Here is a 13,912-nt window from a genome sequence, read left to right as displayed (position 1 = left end):
GCATTGCCGCCGACGACCTTTACCGTGATCCAACAGGCGGCCGAGCTGGTGACTCGATGCCATCAATCACGTAGGGTCCAGAAAACATGAGCAATCTGGAGCCACTGCATGAAAGCTGCCGAAACCCGCATCGACCGATTCTTGGCCAGCAGCGAGACAGCTTTCGCCATCCCCGTCTACCAACGGAACTACGACTGGACCCGGGTGCAGTGCCAGCAGCTGTTCAACGATATCCTGGCTATCGGCGCAGACGACACCCAGTCAGGGCATTTCATCGGCAGCATCGTCTATGTCCATGACGACGTTTACACGGCTTCGGGTCTTCGCGAACTGACGATCATCGACGGGCAGCAGCGCCTCACCACCCTGACGTTGATTTTCATAGCGCTTTACCGGCACGCTATGGCGACGGGGAAGGACCAGCAAGCCCAGCGCATTTACAAGACCTATTTGATCAACGAATTCGCCGAAGACGCCGAGAAACTGAAGCTGAAGCCCACTGACAACAACAAGGTGGCCCTGGCGCAGATCATGGATCCGAAAGAAGCGATCAAGGCGAGCGGCTATTCCCGGCTCATCGAAAACTTCCGCTTCTTCCAAGCGCGCATAACTGATCCCAATTTCGATGTCGTTCTGCGCGGCGTGTCGAAGCTGATCTTTGTCGACATCGCACTCGATCGACAGAAGGACAATCCGCAGCGGATCTTCGAAAGCCTGAATTCGACGGGCCTTGAGCTGTCGCAGGCTGATCTGATCAGAAATTACATTTTGATGGGATTGCCCCGGAAGGAGCAGGAGCAGGTTTTCCGGAAGTTCTGGGAGCCCATTGAGGCGAACGCCCGGAATCGAGAGGTGAACGAGAGCCGAGTGTCAGATTTCATCCGTGATTTTCTGACGCTGAAGCAGAAGGATATTCCGAACAAGGGGGCAGTCTATGCCAAGTTCAAGGAACGCTACCCAGTGCCGAACTCGGCCGACCTTATGGATGCCCTCGAAGAGCTGCGCGAATTCTCCCATGTCTACGCGCGCCTGCTGAACCCTGACCTTGAAAGCGACCCCGAGATCCGACGCGAGCTGGGCTACATCCGGACGCTGGAGGTCAACGTGGCCTTCCCGTTTCTGATGCCAGTCTATCGGGATTTCACCGCCGGGATCATCTCCCGCGACGTGTTCGCGGCCGTCCTGCGGCTGGTTCAGAGCTACGTCTGGCGCCGGTTCATCCTAAGCTTGCCGACAAACGCCTTGAACAAAATTTTCATGAGTTTGTACGACCGGGTGGACCCCGCAGAGTATCTGATATCGATCGAACGTTCCTTGATGCAACGCGGCGGCAGCCAGCGCTTCCCGCGGGACGCCGAGGTAATCGCGATGTTGCGGGAGAAGGACATCTACAGCACGAAAAGCCGGACGAGGACATACTTCTTCGACCGCTTGGAAAACCACAACAACAGGGAACTGGTGGACGTCACGGTTCCTGGAATCACCGTCGAGCATATCTTCCCGCAGAACCCAGAGCCTGCATGGCGAAGTACTCTGGCCGCTGACGAATACGCCTTGCTCGGCGAGAAGTACCTCAACACGATTGGAAACCTCACGCTGTCTGGGAACAACGGCCGTTTGGGGAACAAGCTCTTCGTCGACAAGCGGGACATGAATGAAGACGGTGGCGAACAGGGTTACCGGTTCAGTCGCCTTTGGCTCAACCGCGACCTTCAGGCCCTCGACGGGTGGGGCGTCAAGCAGGTCGAAGCCCGGGCAGATCGTATCGCAAAGCGCTTTCTGGAGGTCTGGCCTGCGCCAGCCATCGAAGTCGTCGCAGAGACGAACGGAGATGAGATCAACATTTTCGATGCAGAGGAGCCCCGTTTCAAGCGCCTGGAGTATGCCGTGTTCCTTGGTGCCCGCTTGAATGTGACGCAAGTAGCCAAGCTGTACGTCGAGGTACTTGAACAGCTTTTGGTGCTTCAGCCCGAGGCGTTTCAGGGCACCAAGCTTGGTGAACGCATACAGCTGACGTCTGAGCCTGATACGCTGCGGCAAGCCGTTCGGGTGGCGGAAGGATATTTCGTCGAGGGCAACATCGACTCCACCAACAAGTTTGAACGAATGAAGCTGGCCTTATCTGAATTGGGGATGGAAGAGGAGCTCTTCATCAAGTTTGCATAGGCGGTGACACTGGTTCGGGCTGCGAAGGCAGCCAAGGCCGCGCCCTCGGCATCGCCGCCGTCACCTCGACCTCCCGCAGCATCCCGCCCGCGATCAGTCCCTCGCGGACCCAGCCCAGCGCCTGCCACCAGTCGTCATAGCCGCGCCGGGCGGCCTCGATCTGTTGTGGATGGGGCGAGAACGTGACCGGACATGCCAAGATGTCGATGGTCTTCCATGTGGCGCGCGCACCCGCGCCACGCACGCGGATGCGCTCAGTGCCGACGACGATGGCCCCCGCATGCGTGCCGTGCTGGTTCTGCTTGACGATGGTCGGCACGCAGCGCGGGACGGCACCAGGCATCCAGTCCGGGGTCAGCCCGGCGCGAGCAAGTTCGGCGATGCGGATCGCCATGCGCTTGCCGCCGAGGCTGTCGGGGATCCCGGCGACGGTGGCGGCGATAACTTCGGCATCCTCGTGGGTGTAGCCGCCGATCTTGTGCTGGCCGCCATCGATCTTGCAGCCAAGCACGGCGCGCTGCAGCAGGACGTATTCCAGGCCGAAGCCGAAGCCTTCCTCGGTGACGTCCGGGGGCAGCGGCAGTTCCAGCTGCGCCTGTTCGATCCGGAACGCCCATTCCAGCGCCGCCTGCACGCCCAGCGCGCGTTTGACCTTGGTGCCGCTGACGCGGCCGTGGAAACTCATGGCTGCAATCCTTCAAGAAAATCCATCTGGGCCGGGCGCTGGGCGGCATCCGTCGGCCGCCAGATCCACGGGCCCGATGCCGTGGGCAGCTGCGAGAGAGCGCCACGCATGTGCCGCTGCCAGAGGGTGAACTCCGTTGCCGAGCAGGCGCAGAGCGCGTGCCCGATGGGCCAGCCCATCAGCCATCCGACGAAGAGCGGGTTCAGCCGCCGCCGCGACCGGCCCTTCAGGATCCGCCGCGAGGCGACGCGCCCATGCGAGGCAATCATCGAAGCCCAGAGCGGGCGCGAGATCGGGGCGTGTGGCGAGGACCGCGGCCCATCCGGCGAAATCACTGGGGCCGGGCGGATGAAGCCCTGCTCCGCCCGGTAGTGCAGCAGGTCCATCCGGGACTTGCCATCGGTGCGGGTGATGCTGGCCTCGCTGCTGCCCTTCCAGTTCTGCGCCGCCGGAGTCGGCCAGTGGTTTGGCAGGGCCTTCGCGATGCCCAGCGCCAGCGCCTCGGCCTTCCTCGTGAAGTCGCTGTTCCCGGCCGGGTTGTAGCTGCCGGTGCCGGGATGCAGGCTCATCGGTGTGGGCCAGGATGAAGATCCGCAGCCGCTCATGCGGCGCGCCGACCTCTGCCGACGAGAACAGGCCCGCCGCAGGCGTGTAGCCCAATCCCCAAAGCTCTCGCAGGACGGTCTCGAGGCCGAGGGTAACGTGACCGGCGACGTTTTCCAGGAAGACCCATTCCGGGCGGCATTCGCCGATGACGCGGGCAACGTCGGGCCAGAGGTGGCGGGGATCATCGACGCCGCCGCGCTTTCCGGCCGCGCTGAAAGGCTGGCAGGGATAGCCTGCGAGGACCGCACCGAACGCGCCGCGGAAGGGGCGGGCGTCGAAGCTGCGCAGATCGGTCCAGATCGGGGCCGGGGCGAAGTATCCGGCTGCTTGCGCGGCGATGAGGACCGCCCTTGGCCAGTCCTCCCACTCGACGAAGGCGCGGGTGTGATAGCCGGGTTCGGCGAGCATGAGGCCCAGATCAAGGCCTCCGCCGCCTGCGCAGAGGGAGAGTCCGTGCCGGGGACGTGACACCATGCCATTCACCGCACCCCGCGCTCGCGCAGGCGTTCGGCCGTGACCAGCCCCCGGGCCAGCATGGCATCGCGCATCGTGTTGCTGATCGCGCTGACCGGCAGGTAGCGGTCGGAGTTGACCAGATCGGCATAGAAGGCGGGGAGGTCGGTGATCGGCTTCGCAGCCGGGGCAGGGGGTGTCTTGGGCTTGCGCCGTTTGCGCCCGGCATCCTCGACCTTGCGTTGGGCGGCGCGTTGCATGGCGCGGTCCAGCGCCTTCGGCCCATCGGGTGGTTCGGGGTGTTCCTGGCGGCTGGCCTCGGCCGCGGCGATGATCTCCGCCTCGGTCAGGCCAAGTTCGTCTCGCCAGCGCTGGACATGCAGCCGGGGCGGCCAGCCTTGCCACCAGCCGGGCAGCGCGGTGGGATCGAGGCCCAGCGCTGTGAGCAGTTTCCCGAAAACCTCATCGGAAATCGCCGCTCGCGCTTGCGCGCCCTCCTCCTCCTTTACTGGTTCCCTTAGAGGTTCCCTTACAGGGTTAGTGTCCGAATTCCGGACACGGCTTTCGGCACTTTCCGGACACGGCTCGGCCGGAAAATCGGACACGGCTCCGGCGTCAACCCCGTGTCCGAAATCCGGACACGGCAGGGCGACGGCCGCGGCATTCATGGGCGAACCCTCTGCCATGTCGGGGCTTTCTGCATCCGCGGTTTCTCCGTGTCCGATTTCCGGACACGGCACCACAGCCACGGGTGTGAAGCCCGGTTCGAACCCCAGGATGTAGCGGGTCGGCAGCTGGCGCTTGGTCACGGGATCGAGTCGCGGCACGCGCCGCAACAGGCCCACGGCCTCCAGCTGCCCAAGGTGATCGTTCAGCGTCGAGCGGCTGATCTCGCAGTCATGCGCCAGCCGGTCCTGCGAGGGAAAGCAACCGTAATCCGGGTTGAACCGGTCGCAGAGGTGCCAGAGCACGATCTTGGTCGTGGGCTTCAGCCCGCGCTGCTTGATGGCCCAGTTGGTGGCCTCGTGGCTCATGGCGCGGGCCTCCGCGGGGCAGGGGCGATGCGCGTTGTGAAACCGCAATCGGCGAGCGCGCCCAGGGCGTCGTCGAGGCTGCGCACCAGCGCCCAGCCGAACCCCTGCGCCTGCACGGCATCGCGAAACGCCTCCTGCTCCGGCCGCAATCGCCCGTTCGGCGCCTTCAGTTCGAGGAACAGGACACGGCCCTCGCACAGGACCATCAGATCGGCGAACCCGGCATGGACGCCCATGCCGACGAGGATCGCCTGGCGCTTGGCCCCGCGGGGCCCGGCCTCGGTGACCTCGTTGGCGCAGTGATGGATGATGGCGGAGCGGGGCAGGGCGATGCGCAGCGCCTGCACGACCGCGCGCTGAAGATCGGCCTCGGGGGTGCCACGGCGCTTCATCGGCGGACCTCAGGATCGAGGGCCTGCGCGCGGCGATGGCGGGCCGGGCATCGAGCCTCGATCGCGAAGAGCAGGGCGCGCGCATCGCGGCGTTCCCGTTCCGACTGTCCGTGGGTGGTCAGCACCTGACAGGCGAGGCGGACGAGGTGGTCGGAATGGCGCGCGACATTGGCGACGACGGTGCGCGCCTCAGCCAAGCGCTGCGCGCGCCAGGCGGGATCGACCGCAGGGCGCCGGGCGGGGCGATGCGGGGCGGCCATCAGCGCCGCCCCCGGGTTTTCGGCGCAGGGCAGACCTGTTCCTGCGCGCGGATCCACGCCTCGACCGAGGTGCGCCGATAGAACACCTTGCGCCCGATCCGGGTGCAGGGCGGGCCTTCGTGACGGGCTTCCCACCGGGCGAGGGTGTCGCTGGCAACGCCCAGCTCACCCGCAAGCTGGTCGCGGCTGATCCAATCCGCCAAAAGGTTCAGGGGCTGGCCCTCGGGGGCAGCGGTCGTGGTCTGCATCTCGTACTCCCATCCAGATCCCGGTCGATGCCGGAGACGGGGCGAGGCAAGCAGAGCGGTGGGACCGGAACCTAGGCGGAGACCGGAACGGACAGGCCAAGGGCCATTCCGGCCCAAGTTTCATTGGGGATTGCTGGCCTGCCCGGAAACCGGAATTGCAGATGCGCCCAGCGCCATTCCGCCATTTCCGGTGATTGCGCGCGCGTTGATTCTGCGGATTGGCGCGGATCGCCGCGCCGATCCGCAATCATCGACACATGGCTGCGACGGTGGGCCGGAACGGGACGCTGCCGTTCCTGCGGTGCGGTGTCAGGGTAGGGCGGGGAAGTCCGGTCGACGGTGCGCCTCGACCATGGCGCGCAGTTCGGGCGGCGAGATCACCTCGACGGTGTCGCCCCACTGGTAGAGGTGCCAGGCCATCTCGAGCCACCCTCCGGCTGTGAAGCGGACGGTCAGGCTGCCGTCGCCCTCGGTCGTCACCTCCTGGTCGGGATGAAACAGGAAGTCGCGCGCAACAGGCGCCGCCGCAGGCGAGAACCGCCATTCGACCGGGGCCAACTCTGCCTCCGAATGGAACGACCCGAAGGCGCGGGCGGCATGGGCGCGCAGGTCGAAATCGAGATCGCGCTTGAAGGACGATGGCAGCAGCTGAGCCTTGCGGACCCTGTCGAGGCGGAAATGCCTATAGGTCGTTCCGTTCCCGATCTCTCGGGCGATCAGGTAGCCACGCATGCCGAACAGGACGCCATAGGGTTCGATCTGCCGCGTCCGCGGGCTGGCGTCCTGTGCCCCGGCATATTCGATCTGCATCGTGAACGGCCCTTTCAGCGCCGCCTCGATGGTCCCGAGGATCAGAGGGTCATATTTGGCCCGGGGGCCGGGGCGGCAGGCATGGCCACGGGCTTCCAGCACCGCCTCAGCATCCGCCTCGGCGCGGCGTGCGTGGGAGGACGGCATGGTGGCCAGAAGTCGGTCCCGCAGCGAGGTCAGCGCCGAAACTTCGGTCAGGGCTCCGTCCCGCTCGGCGCGGCGAATGCCCATCTCCAACGCCGACAATTCGCTGTCCCGAATGCCCTGCCCATGGAGCAGTTTCTGTTCGTTCAGTTTCCACCATTTGCGCCGGTCCTTGTCGATGCGGATCTCGACCATGGGGAAGGCCGCCTCCAGCGCCTTCGACATGCGCTGCGCGGTTCGAAGGTTCACGCCGAAGGTCTCGGTGATCTGCACCAGGCTGATCCCGTCCGCCTGCGCGGCGGCCACTTCTGCCAGCCGCATGATGTCGATTGCCTTGCCCAGACGCTTGTTCACACTTCTTGATCCCTGACCGAACCTGTCAGGGTGAGATAGTGCAAATTCGCGCGAAAGGCGAGTAGCCTGAACCTGTCAGATCAAGGCGATTCCCATGATCCCCGACGGCCAATGACGGGCAATCAGCCCGAACAATAACGCACGCCTGTGGGAGGGGCGGGGAAATGGTGCCGACATCCAAACACGCGCCGACAAGTCTCTGTTTGCAAACAGCATCCCTGCCGCATGCCTTTCTGACCTGGGTTTTATCGATTGCAGAAAGGAGACCGCCGCGATGAACCTGCCGCCCCGCCCATTCTATTCCCTGACCGAGATATCTGCTCGCTGGGGTTGCGCTGCTGCCGATGTCGCCGGGTGGTCCGCGACCGGCCTTCTTTCGCTGAACACCAGCATCGCCTCGGTCATCTGCGGCAGGCAGCCCGTGGCAGGAATCGTGCAGGTCAGCGCGGCCGACATGATGCGGATGTTTCGTCGCCATGGGCCGAGCGACGAGGAATGCCGGGTCTACCGGATCCGGCTTGCAGGAACCACCGAGTGGCAGTTCATCACCGACCCGACCGATGGGGTGCTGGTGAAGATCACCGACCTGCTGCTGCTGGCCGACGAGGTCCACAAGTTCGAGGACGAGCGCGATCTGCTGCGGCGCCCGGCATCGCCGCCGGGATCCGCTCCGCGCTACGATTGGGACGGGGTGAACCTGATGCTGTTCCGCCGCATCAACGAACGGGGCCTGCCCGCGACGCAGGGCGAACTGATCAACGAAGTGCAGGACTGGTTCGCCCAGAATTCGCCCAACGGCGACATCCCCGAGGAAAGCACCACCAGGAAGAAGATCGCGCCGATCTGGCGGGTGCTGCGCGAGCGGGATTGACCGGCCCAGCGCCGCGGTCAGGCGCTTTTCTGTTCCTGGTCGGCGTCATGGACCAGCTGCGGCCGCGGCCGGAAGATGCTGGCGACGACATTCACCCCATGGCGGAGGGGCGAGTCCATCAGATGTGCATACCGCTGGGTCGTCGTCATCTGCGAATGGCCCAGAAGCTTGCCGATCATCTCGAGCGAGGCCCCGCCACTGACAAGGAGCGATGCAAAGGTGTGGCGCAGGTCGTGGATCCGGACACCAGGCAGGTTGGCCTGCTTCTGGATCCCGACCCAGAACCGGCGGATTTCCTTGACTGGCTGGCCGGGCGTGTCGCCGGGGAACAGCCACGGATTGCCCCGCGGCACCAGCAGGCTGCGCTGGCGGACGATGGCGGCGACATCGTCGGAAACCGGGATGCGGTGGATCTTGCGCTGCTTGGTCGTCGAGGCAGGTTTCGACCAGCTGAGCAGGTCGAGGTTGAACTGTTCGAACCGTGCTTGCCGCACCTCGCCCACCCGGGCGCCAGTCAGCATGCAGAGCCGGATGATCCCGGCCGCACGCTGGTCCTCGGCCGCGTCCAGCACTTTGGCCAGACGGGCGATCTCCTCGGGCGAGAGGAAGCGTTCGCGTTCCGTCTCGATCCGGCGGCGAAAGCCGCTGGCTGGGTTGTCGGTGCGCATCCCCCATTCGATGGAGAGCGAGAACATCTTGCGCAGTACCTCGCCCACCCGGTTGGCGCGCACCGGCGTGGGCTTCGGCCCCTGCAGCTTGCGCGCCCGGTTGTTGGGCTTCGCCTTCGACGGCCGGGCCCGGCCTGCGGCGATCTTGTTCAGGAGCTTCTCAACATCGGCCTTGGTGATCTCTGTCACCAGCTTCTTGTTCCAGTCGGGGCCAACCAGCTTGTGCATGATGGTGTGATGGTCGGCCGCGCTGCGGGGCGCGAGGTTGGGCGTGTGTTCCGCCAGATACCGTTCGATCAGATCACTGATCCGCGGCGCCTCGCGCGCCGCCTGGCGCTGGCTGAGGGGATCGCCGCCCTCGTCGATCTCGCGCCGCAGCTGCTTGGCCCGCTCCCGGGCGGCCGTCGCGGTCCACTCCGGCCAGCGCCCGATGGTCATCCGCCTCTGGCGCCCCGCGACCCGGTAGTCCAGCGTGAAGGCCCGGTTTCCGGAAGGGTAGATGGTGACCGAAAACCCCCGCACATCCGTGTCGAAGATCTGGTAGTCCCGCCCCAGGTTCGCCGCCTCCCGGACGGTTTTCTCATTCAGTTTCAGTCTCTTGACCATGCATCGCTCCGTCTTGCTCGTCCTGACATGAGGCGTGAATTCGCGCCTGGATCAAGGCAAGCATGGCGGTGGGACCGGAAAGGAGGCGGAGACCGGAAGTGGGGTGGGGAGGGGCGTTCCGGGGAAAAGAGCTCCAGATTCATTGTCTAAGCCTAGATCGGCCGATCAGGAGAGGCTAAGCCAGCAGGAGCACATTGGCGAAACGCTCGCCTACAACGTAGATTCGCCTAAAGTCCGTCTAGCTCGCGATACTTTCAAAGGTAGGATAATACCGATGAAACTTGCGATAGTTGGCCAGAAGAACCTCGGCGCGTTGATCGGAGTCGTCGAGACGGAAGCCCAGCGTCTGATGGAGCGCTTCAAGATCCTGATGCATGAGCTGGTCGAATATCGCTTTCTCGCTTGGCGTAATGTCTGGAATGTCGATAATCATGAAATCAGTCCAGCTCGCAGGAGCATATCCCCATCCTGTTGGTACTTTTACTGTTTCATCCTTATCTTGAAATAGAACTGTGACCACACACATTGCGGTGCTGTCGATATAGCTGGTATTCAGCACAGGCAGCGGAACCAACTTCCGACTTCCAGCCGCCACACCCTTCTCGATAGCGCGTTTAACACACATCGAGAAAGCTCCTGGGACTTCAGAGGGCAGAACTGACTGTATTGAATTCGGAAAGTATTCTCCAAGATGCAGCTTAAGCACAGCCGCTCTTTCCTCTTCCGCGGTTCGCTCAGCTTTAGGAAGTTGCGATTTGTGCTTCTCAATCCGAGTTATATCAGCGCAGAAGGTGACACGCAGCACATCTCCAGCATCAAAGCGCGACGAAAGCAACTCCACTTCACCAAGTTGAGCGAACCTCGTGTGCGGGTCGGTGTAATCAAGCCAAACTATGAGATTATCCGCGTTGAATCGCGAAAGAATAGCATCGATTTTTCCGGGGAGTTCTCCGCTATAGTGCTGTTCGCATACCACAGAGTTGAACGGGCGGTTAAATCGCTGACGACCGACTACGTTCCCTTCGGCATCAAAAGAATAAAGTGCCTTGAGACCAGATCTACGATAAATCGAGCGATGGTCTGCAAGGTGCTGGCCTCCCATAGAGGCGTAGACGTACTTCGTCGGATCGCGACCCGAAAGGAGGCATGCCACAAACTCTGAAAACAGTTCGCGATCCACATGCTTTCTCGGCCGGAGTCGATAAGGTAAACCGCTACCACTCAAGGCTTGCCAACCTCTTTCAATGCACGCGTCCAGGCCGCCAACCCAACATCACCCGGAAGTGCCCGGGCGTTGTCAAGAAGTGCTAGCCCCAATTGCTCGATTTCAGAGGTTTCGCGGGAGAACGCAATTCGCCGGAGCGTGGTTTTTGTGGGCGGTTTGGGCAGCTCCGGAGTGAAAACCTTCTCGGCTCCGCCAGAGCCCCTAACAACAGTACCTTCACTATTTGCGAGGGCAACTGTCCTAGCGGAGGTGAACTTCTCTTCTTGAAGATACTGGTCCGTCTCTGCTTCGCGCCCCTTCCACTTGTTCGTGAATGACGTGAATATCTGAATCCCATCCATGCAACGATTTAGTGCCTTGATATACAAGGCTGATGAATGCTCGATATCTCGCTTGGTCGTTGAAACAGGTAGCTTCGACGCATCATCACTCTCAAAGGAAACAATTCCAGAAATCGCACGAAACTGTGGGTGATATCTGGGTGTGCTCGCGACTCCCCAACCTGTCTGGTTCGTTTTGTCCGAGTGCAAGATAACGCGCTCATTGCAGATCAGCGTGATGCCAGCCTTGTCGACGGGTTGATCACCTTCCTGGGTAGCTTCTTCTAGTTCGGCTTCCCTTGTAAGCTTGCGATAGAAACCGATCGTAACCTTCATCTTTACGCCATCGGTTACGCCTTCGTAGTCGTATGGGCGAACGCTTCCAGCGCCTCCGTCGACGACTTGAACGATCCTAGGGTTGATTTTCTTTTCGTTCAGAAATATCTCGAAGCCCATTTTCATCAGATATGCGAAATGCTCGGCAATCTGAGTTTCCAGGCCATCCAGGAACCCAGGATCGGTGAACTTCGATGAAATTTCTGGTCTAATGGTGACGGCAGTTATCTTTACACCGAGAGTTGCATCTTTGCCTAGCTCAGTGAAAGGTACGTACCAATCGTCTTCTGATGCCATCCAGTCGCCGGTATAGGTGACACGTACTGCAGCGTCGGCCGAGTGGGACTCCACAGTTGCTTCAGACGCAATCTTAAAGATAGCCCGCTTCATGCCAATGCCGTAAACACCGATCGTCGGGATACCCTTGTCGAGATCGATTTTGGGGCGGCCCAGCCGGAAAGCGTTCTCTAAGTAAGCCTTTGGTATGCCCCCGCAGTTGTCGGATATTTCGAAAGTGGTTCCACTTATGGTAAGGCGGCACTGACAACCGGCGTACATTTGCTCGGTTCCCCGTTGATCTTGCCTAGTGCGCATCGCGCCGTCGACAGAGTTGTCGACAAGGTCGAGGATCGCATCATCCAGCGCGATGTCGCGGGTGAGCATCGACACGAAGAAGTCTTTCGTCGGACCCCCAAAGAATCTATTAGGTGACGTCATGAAACTCTCCGACTCGATCACTCTTGTTACATTGGCCGCGTTGGTGGTCTTGCACAAGACGCCTTTCAAGGTGATCGTGGGCGGTGGTACGTGCGTTTCTGCACCGGCGAACAACGGATGGTCGGTGAAATGACCGCTAAATGACTGATATAATTGATCTTTTTTGCGGAGTCGGCGGTTTGTCGTTGGGGGCGGTGCAGGCGGGCTTCACCCCGCGGCTTGCCGTTGATGTCGACCCCGTGCTTGGGGACGGGCACCGACGTAACCATCCTGCATGTAAGTTGCTGATCGGCGACCTTGCGCAGCGTGAGGCATCGGAACTGAAGGAGCTGTCTGGAGCGCAGGGTCGGCTATCGGGCGTGATCGGAGGTCCCCCGTGTCAGGGCTTTAGCTCGATCGGAAAGCGCCGCAGTGATGACCCGAGGAACATGCTTCTGCATCGTTTTTTCCATTTGGTCGAGGAGCTCAAGCCGAAGTTCTTCTTGATGGAGAATGTACCAGGACTTTTACTCGATGATGGCACCCGAGTATTAAACACGGCCATCTCTGCGCTAAAGTATCCTTATGTGATTTTGGATCCGATTGTTCTGGATGCGGCAGATTACGGTGCTGCAACAACTAGGAAGAGGTTGGTGGTCCTAGGTTATGACCCAAGCGAAATTGATTGTATTCAGGTTGCCGATCTCCTCGCAGCGAAGTCGGCCGTGCACTATACGGTCCGCGATGCAATAGCGGGACTACCCGGTCCAGCAGTTTCTGACGTGTTGCGGATTGATCAGAGTGGATTGGATAATCCATACGTTCAGATGCTGAACGCTTATGTTCGGCCGGACTTTCTGGGTCGACCGGAATATATAGATGCTCAAAGGGAAACGACATCTGGTTTCCAGTTAACGCGTCATACCCAAGAAGTGGTTGATCGTTTTGCAAAGGTTCTACCTGGCGGTAAGGATCCCGTGAGCCGTTATGTTAGACTGTCTTGGGAACGGCCGGCGAATGTTCTGAGAGCTGGCACTGGTGCTGATCGTGGTTCCTTCCAAGCGGCAAGACCTATCCATCCTAGTGATCATAGAGTCATCACGGTCCGAGAAGCTGCTAGAATTCAGGGGTTTCCGGACTGGTACGATTTTCATGCAACCAAGTGGCATAGCCATAGGATGATAGGCAACAGTGTCAGCCCACCATTTGCGCGGGCTTTGCTCTCCGTGGTGGCATCTCGCACGGACATGGGCAAACAGAAATGATGAGGTGAGTCGAACGATTGATGATGAGGATCATCGATGCTTTACCTCAACGCCACCTCAACCGTTGTTTGCGCTTCCAATCCAGTGGCAGCCGTTCAAATACGATCAGAATGGATGTTTGCGGACGAATGTAGTGCATACTATCCGGGCTATGAGGCATCCATCATTGATTTCCTTGGACTTCTGGATTCTTCCAATTCCGGCTCATAACCTGAAGGCCGCAGGTTCAAATCCTGCCCCCGCAACCACCTTTACCGAACTCCCATAAGGCCCCGCAACAGCGGGGCCTTTGGCGTTCTGGGCCAACCCGATCAACGCCGTCAAAGCACCGTCCAGCGCAACAACCGCTTGGCCGTCTTCCCACGTCACCGAAACACGCTCGATCAAACCGCGAACGACTTCGCGTGCCGGTCGGGAAATTGCCGGATCGGCCAGCGTGATCGCCAGTTCTGTTACCCTGCGCCGATACAGTTCCGACAGGTTCGGGTTGAGCCGGACGGGCGCCGGGGCAGGGCGCCCAAGCTCGGCGTCGATGGCGGCTATCCGTCCCTCCAGCTCAAGAAGCTTCTCCTTGAGGCCTGGCGAGCGCAGGCCGTCGGCAATGGCGTCGTAGAGGCCTTCCAGCTTGCGCTTGATCGCCTTCCTCTTGACCTGCCACTGGTCTATCATCCAGTTGCGACCGGAGCCGGTAGCTGATCTACGCCCTTCGGCGCGGGTTGAGCAATCACCCGGCGCGCGGAACTTTCATCGCGTGCAGCGGGACGGGCGATTGC

The 13,912-nt window shown here is 61.3% G+C and carries 14 protein-coding genes and 1 pseudogene; 3 read left to right on the top strand and 12 right to left on the bottom strand.

What is annotated here, in order from left to right:
- The first annotated feature begins 108 nt into the window (after window positions 1-108).
- Window positions 109-2,166 (top strand): DUF262 domain-containing protein, encoded by a 2,058-nt coding sequence (locus GU920_RS18795; protein ID WP_161768650.1) that lies wholly within the window; start codon window positions 109-111, stop codon window positions 2,164-2,166.
- Here the strand turns inward: GU920_RS18795 and GU920_RS18790 are convergent.
- From GU920_RS18790 to GU920_RS19850, 8 genes and pseudogenes are all read right to left on the bottom strand, one after another.
- Window positions 2,153-2,851 (bottom strand): hypothetical protein, encoded by a 699-nt coding sequence (locus GU920_RS18790; protein WP_161768649.1) that lies wholly within the window; start codon window positions 2,849-2,851, stop codon window positions 2,153-2,155. The genes GU920_RS18795 and GU920_RS18790 overlap by 14 nt on opposite strands.
- Window positions 2,848-3,420 carry a DNA methyltransferase gene (locus GU920_RS19650; RefSeq protein WP_235933420.1) on the bottom strand — a complete coding sequence of 191 codons (573 nt, stop codon included), beginning with the start codon at window positions 3,418-3,420 and terminating at the stop codon, window positions 2,848-2,850. Before GU920_RS19650 ends, GU920_RS18790 begins: the two co-directional genes overlap by 4 nt.
- Before the next feature lie 31 nt (window positions 3,421-3,451).
- A pseudogene (locus GU920_RS19895) lies at window positions 3,452-3,865 on the bottom strand (DNA cytosine methyltransferase); the annotation flags it as partial.
- Window positions 3,866-3,936: 71 nt separating this feature from the next.
- Window positions 3,937-4,944: a helix-turn-helix domain-containing protein gene (locus tag GU920_RS18780; protein ID WP_161768647.1), complete on the bottom strand. Its 1,008-nt coding sequence runs from the start codon at window positions 4,942-4,944 to the stop codon at window positions 3,937-3,939.
- Complete coding sequence (locus GU920_RS18775; protein ID WP_161768646.1) at window positions 4,941-5,336, bottom strand: VRR-NUC domain-containing protein; 396 nt, start codon at window positions 5,334-5,336, stop codon at window positions 4,941-4,943. Before GU920_RS18775 ends, GU920_RS18780 begins: the two co-directional genes overlap by 4 nt.
- Window positions 5,333-5,596 (bottom strand): hypothetical protein, encoded by a 264-nt coding sequence (locus tag GU920_RS18770; protein ID WP_113900834.1) that lies wholly within the window; start codon window positions 5,594-5,596, stop codon window positions 5,333-5,335. The genes GU920_RS18775 and GU920_RS18770 overlap by 4 nt, the downstream gene beginning before the upstream one ends.
- Complete coding sequence (locus GU920_RS18765) at window positions 5,596-5,844, bottom strand: helix-turn-helix transcriptional regulator (protein ID WP_161768645.1); 249 nt, start codon at window positions 5,842-5,844, stop codon at window positions 5,596-5,598. The genes GU920_RS18770 and GU920_RS18765 overlap by 1 nt, the downstream gene beginning before the upstream one ends.
- 309 nt (window positions 5,845-6,153) lie before the next feature.
- Window positions 6,154-7,152 (bottom strand): helix-turn-helix transcriptional regulator, encoded by a 999-nt coding sequence (locus tag GU920_RS19850; protein WP_161768644.1) that lies wholly within the window; start codon window positions 7,150-7,152, stop codon window positions 6,154-6,156.
- 274 nt (window positions 7,153-7,426) lie between these two features.
- Here GU920_RS19850 and GU920_RS18755 point away from each other — a divergent pair, with 274 nt between their 5' ends.
- Entirely contained in the window at window positions 7,427-8,023 is a 597-nt protein-coding gene (locus tag GU920_RS18755; protein ID WP_161768643.1) for a hypothetical protein, read from the top strand.
- 17 nt (window positions 8,024-8,040) lie between these two features.
- On the opposite strand, the gene GU920_RS18750 is transcribed toward GU920_RS18755, so the two are convergent.
- The 3 genes from GU920_RS18750 to GU920_RS18740 all read right to left on the bottom strand — a co-directional run bounded on the left by GU920_RS18750 (window position 8,041) and on the right by GU920_RS18740 (window position 11,952).
- Window positions 8,041-9,297: a tyrosine-type recombinase/integrase gene (locus GU920_RS18750; protein ID WP_161768642.1), complete on the bottom strand. Its 1,257-nt coding sequence runs from the start codon at window positions 9,295-9,297 to the stop codon at window positions 8,041-8,043.
- Between the two features lie 238 nt (window positions 9,298-9,535).
- Window positions 9,536-10,522 (bottom strand): O-methyltransferase, encoded by a 987-nt coding sequence (locus GU920_RS18745; protein ID WP_328799325.1) that lies wholly within the window; start codon window positions 10,520-10,522, stop codon window positions 9,536-9,538.
- Entirely contained in the window at window positions 10,519-11,952 is a 1,434-nt protein-coding gene (locus GU920_RS18740; protein ID WP_235933418.1) for an ATP-binding protein, read from the bottom strand. Before GU920_RS18740 ends, GU920_RS18745 begins: the two co-directional genes overlap by 4 nt.
- Window positions 11,953-12,035: 83 nt before the next feature.
- Here GU920_RS18740 and GU920_RS18735 point away from each other — a divergent pair, with 83 nt between their 5' ends.
- Window positions 12,036-13,139, top strand: coding sequence for a DNA cytosine methyltransferase (locus tag GU920_RS18735; protein ID WP_161768639.1), 1,104 nt, complete (start codon window positions 12,036-12,038; stop codon window positions 13,137-13,139).
- Between the two features lie 204 nt (window positions 13,140-13,343).
- Here GU920_RS18735 and GU920_RS18730 read toward each other — a convergent pair whose 3' ends face one another.
- Window positions 13,344-13,808, bottom strand: coding sequence for a hypothetical protein (locus GU920_RS18730; RefSeq protein ID WP_161768638.1), 465 nt, complete (start codon window positions 13,806-13,808; stop codon window positions 13,344-13,346).
- Between the last annotated feature and the right edge of the window lie 104 nt (window positions 13,809-13,912).

The organism is Paragemmobacter ruber, from assembly GCF_009908315.1.
Classification (GTDB): Bacteria; Pseudomonadota; Alphaproteobacteria; order Rhodobacterales; family Rhodobacteraceae; genus Paragemmobacter; species Paragemmobacter ruber.
The sequence above is the reverse complement of the archived record's forward strand: the minus strand, read 5'-3'. Positions and strand labels throughout refer to the sequence as shown.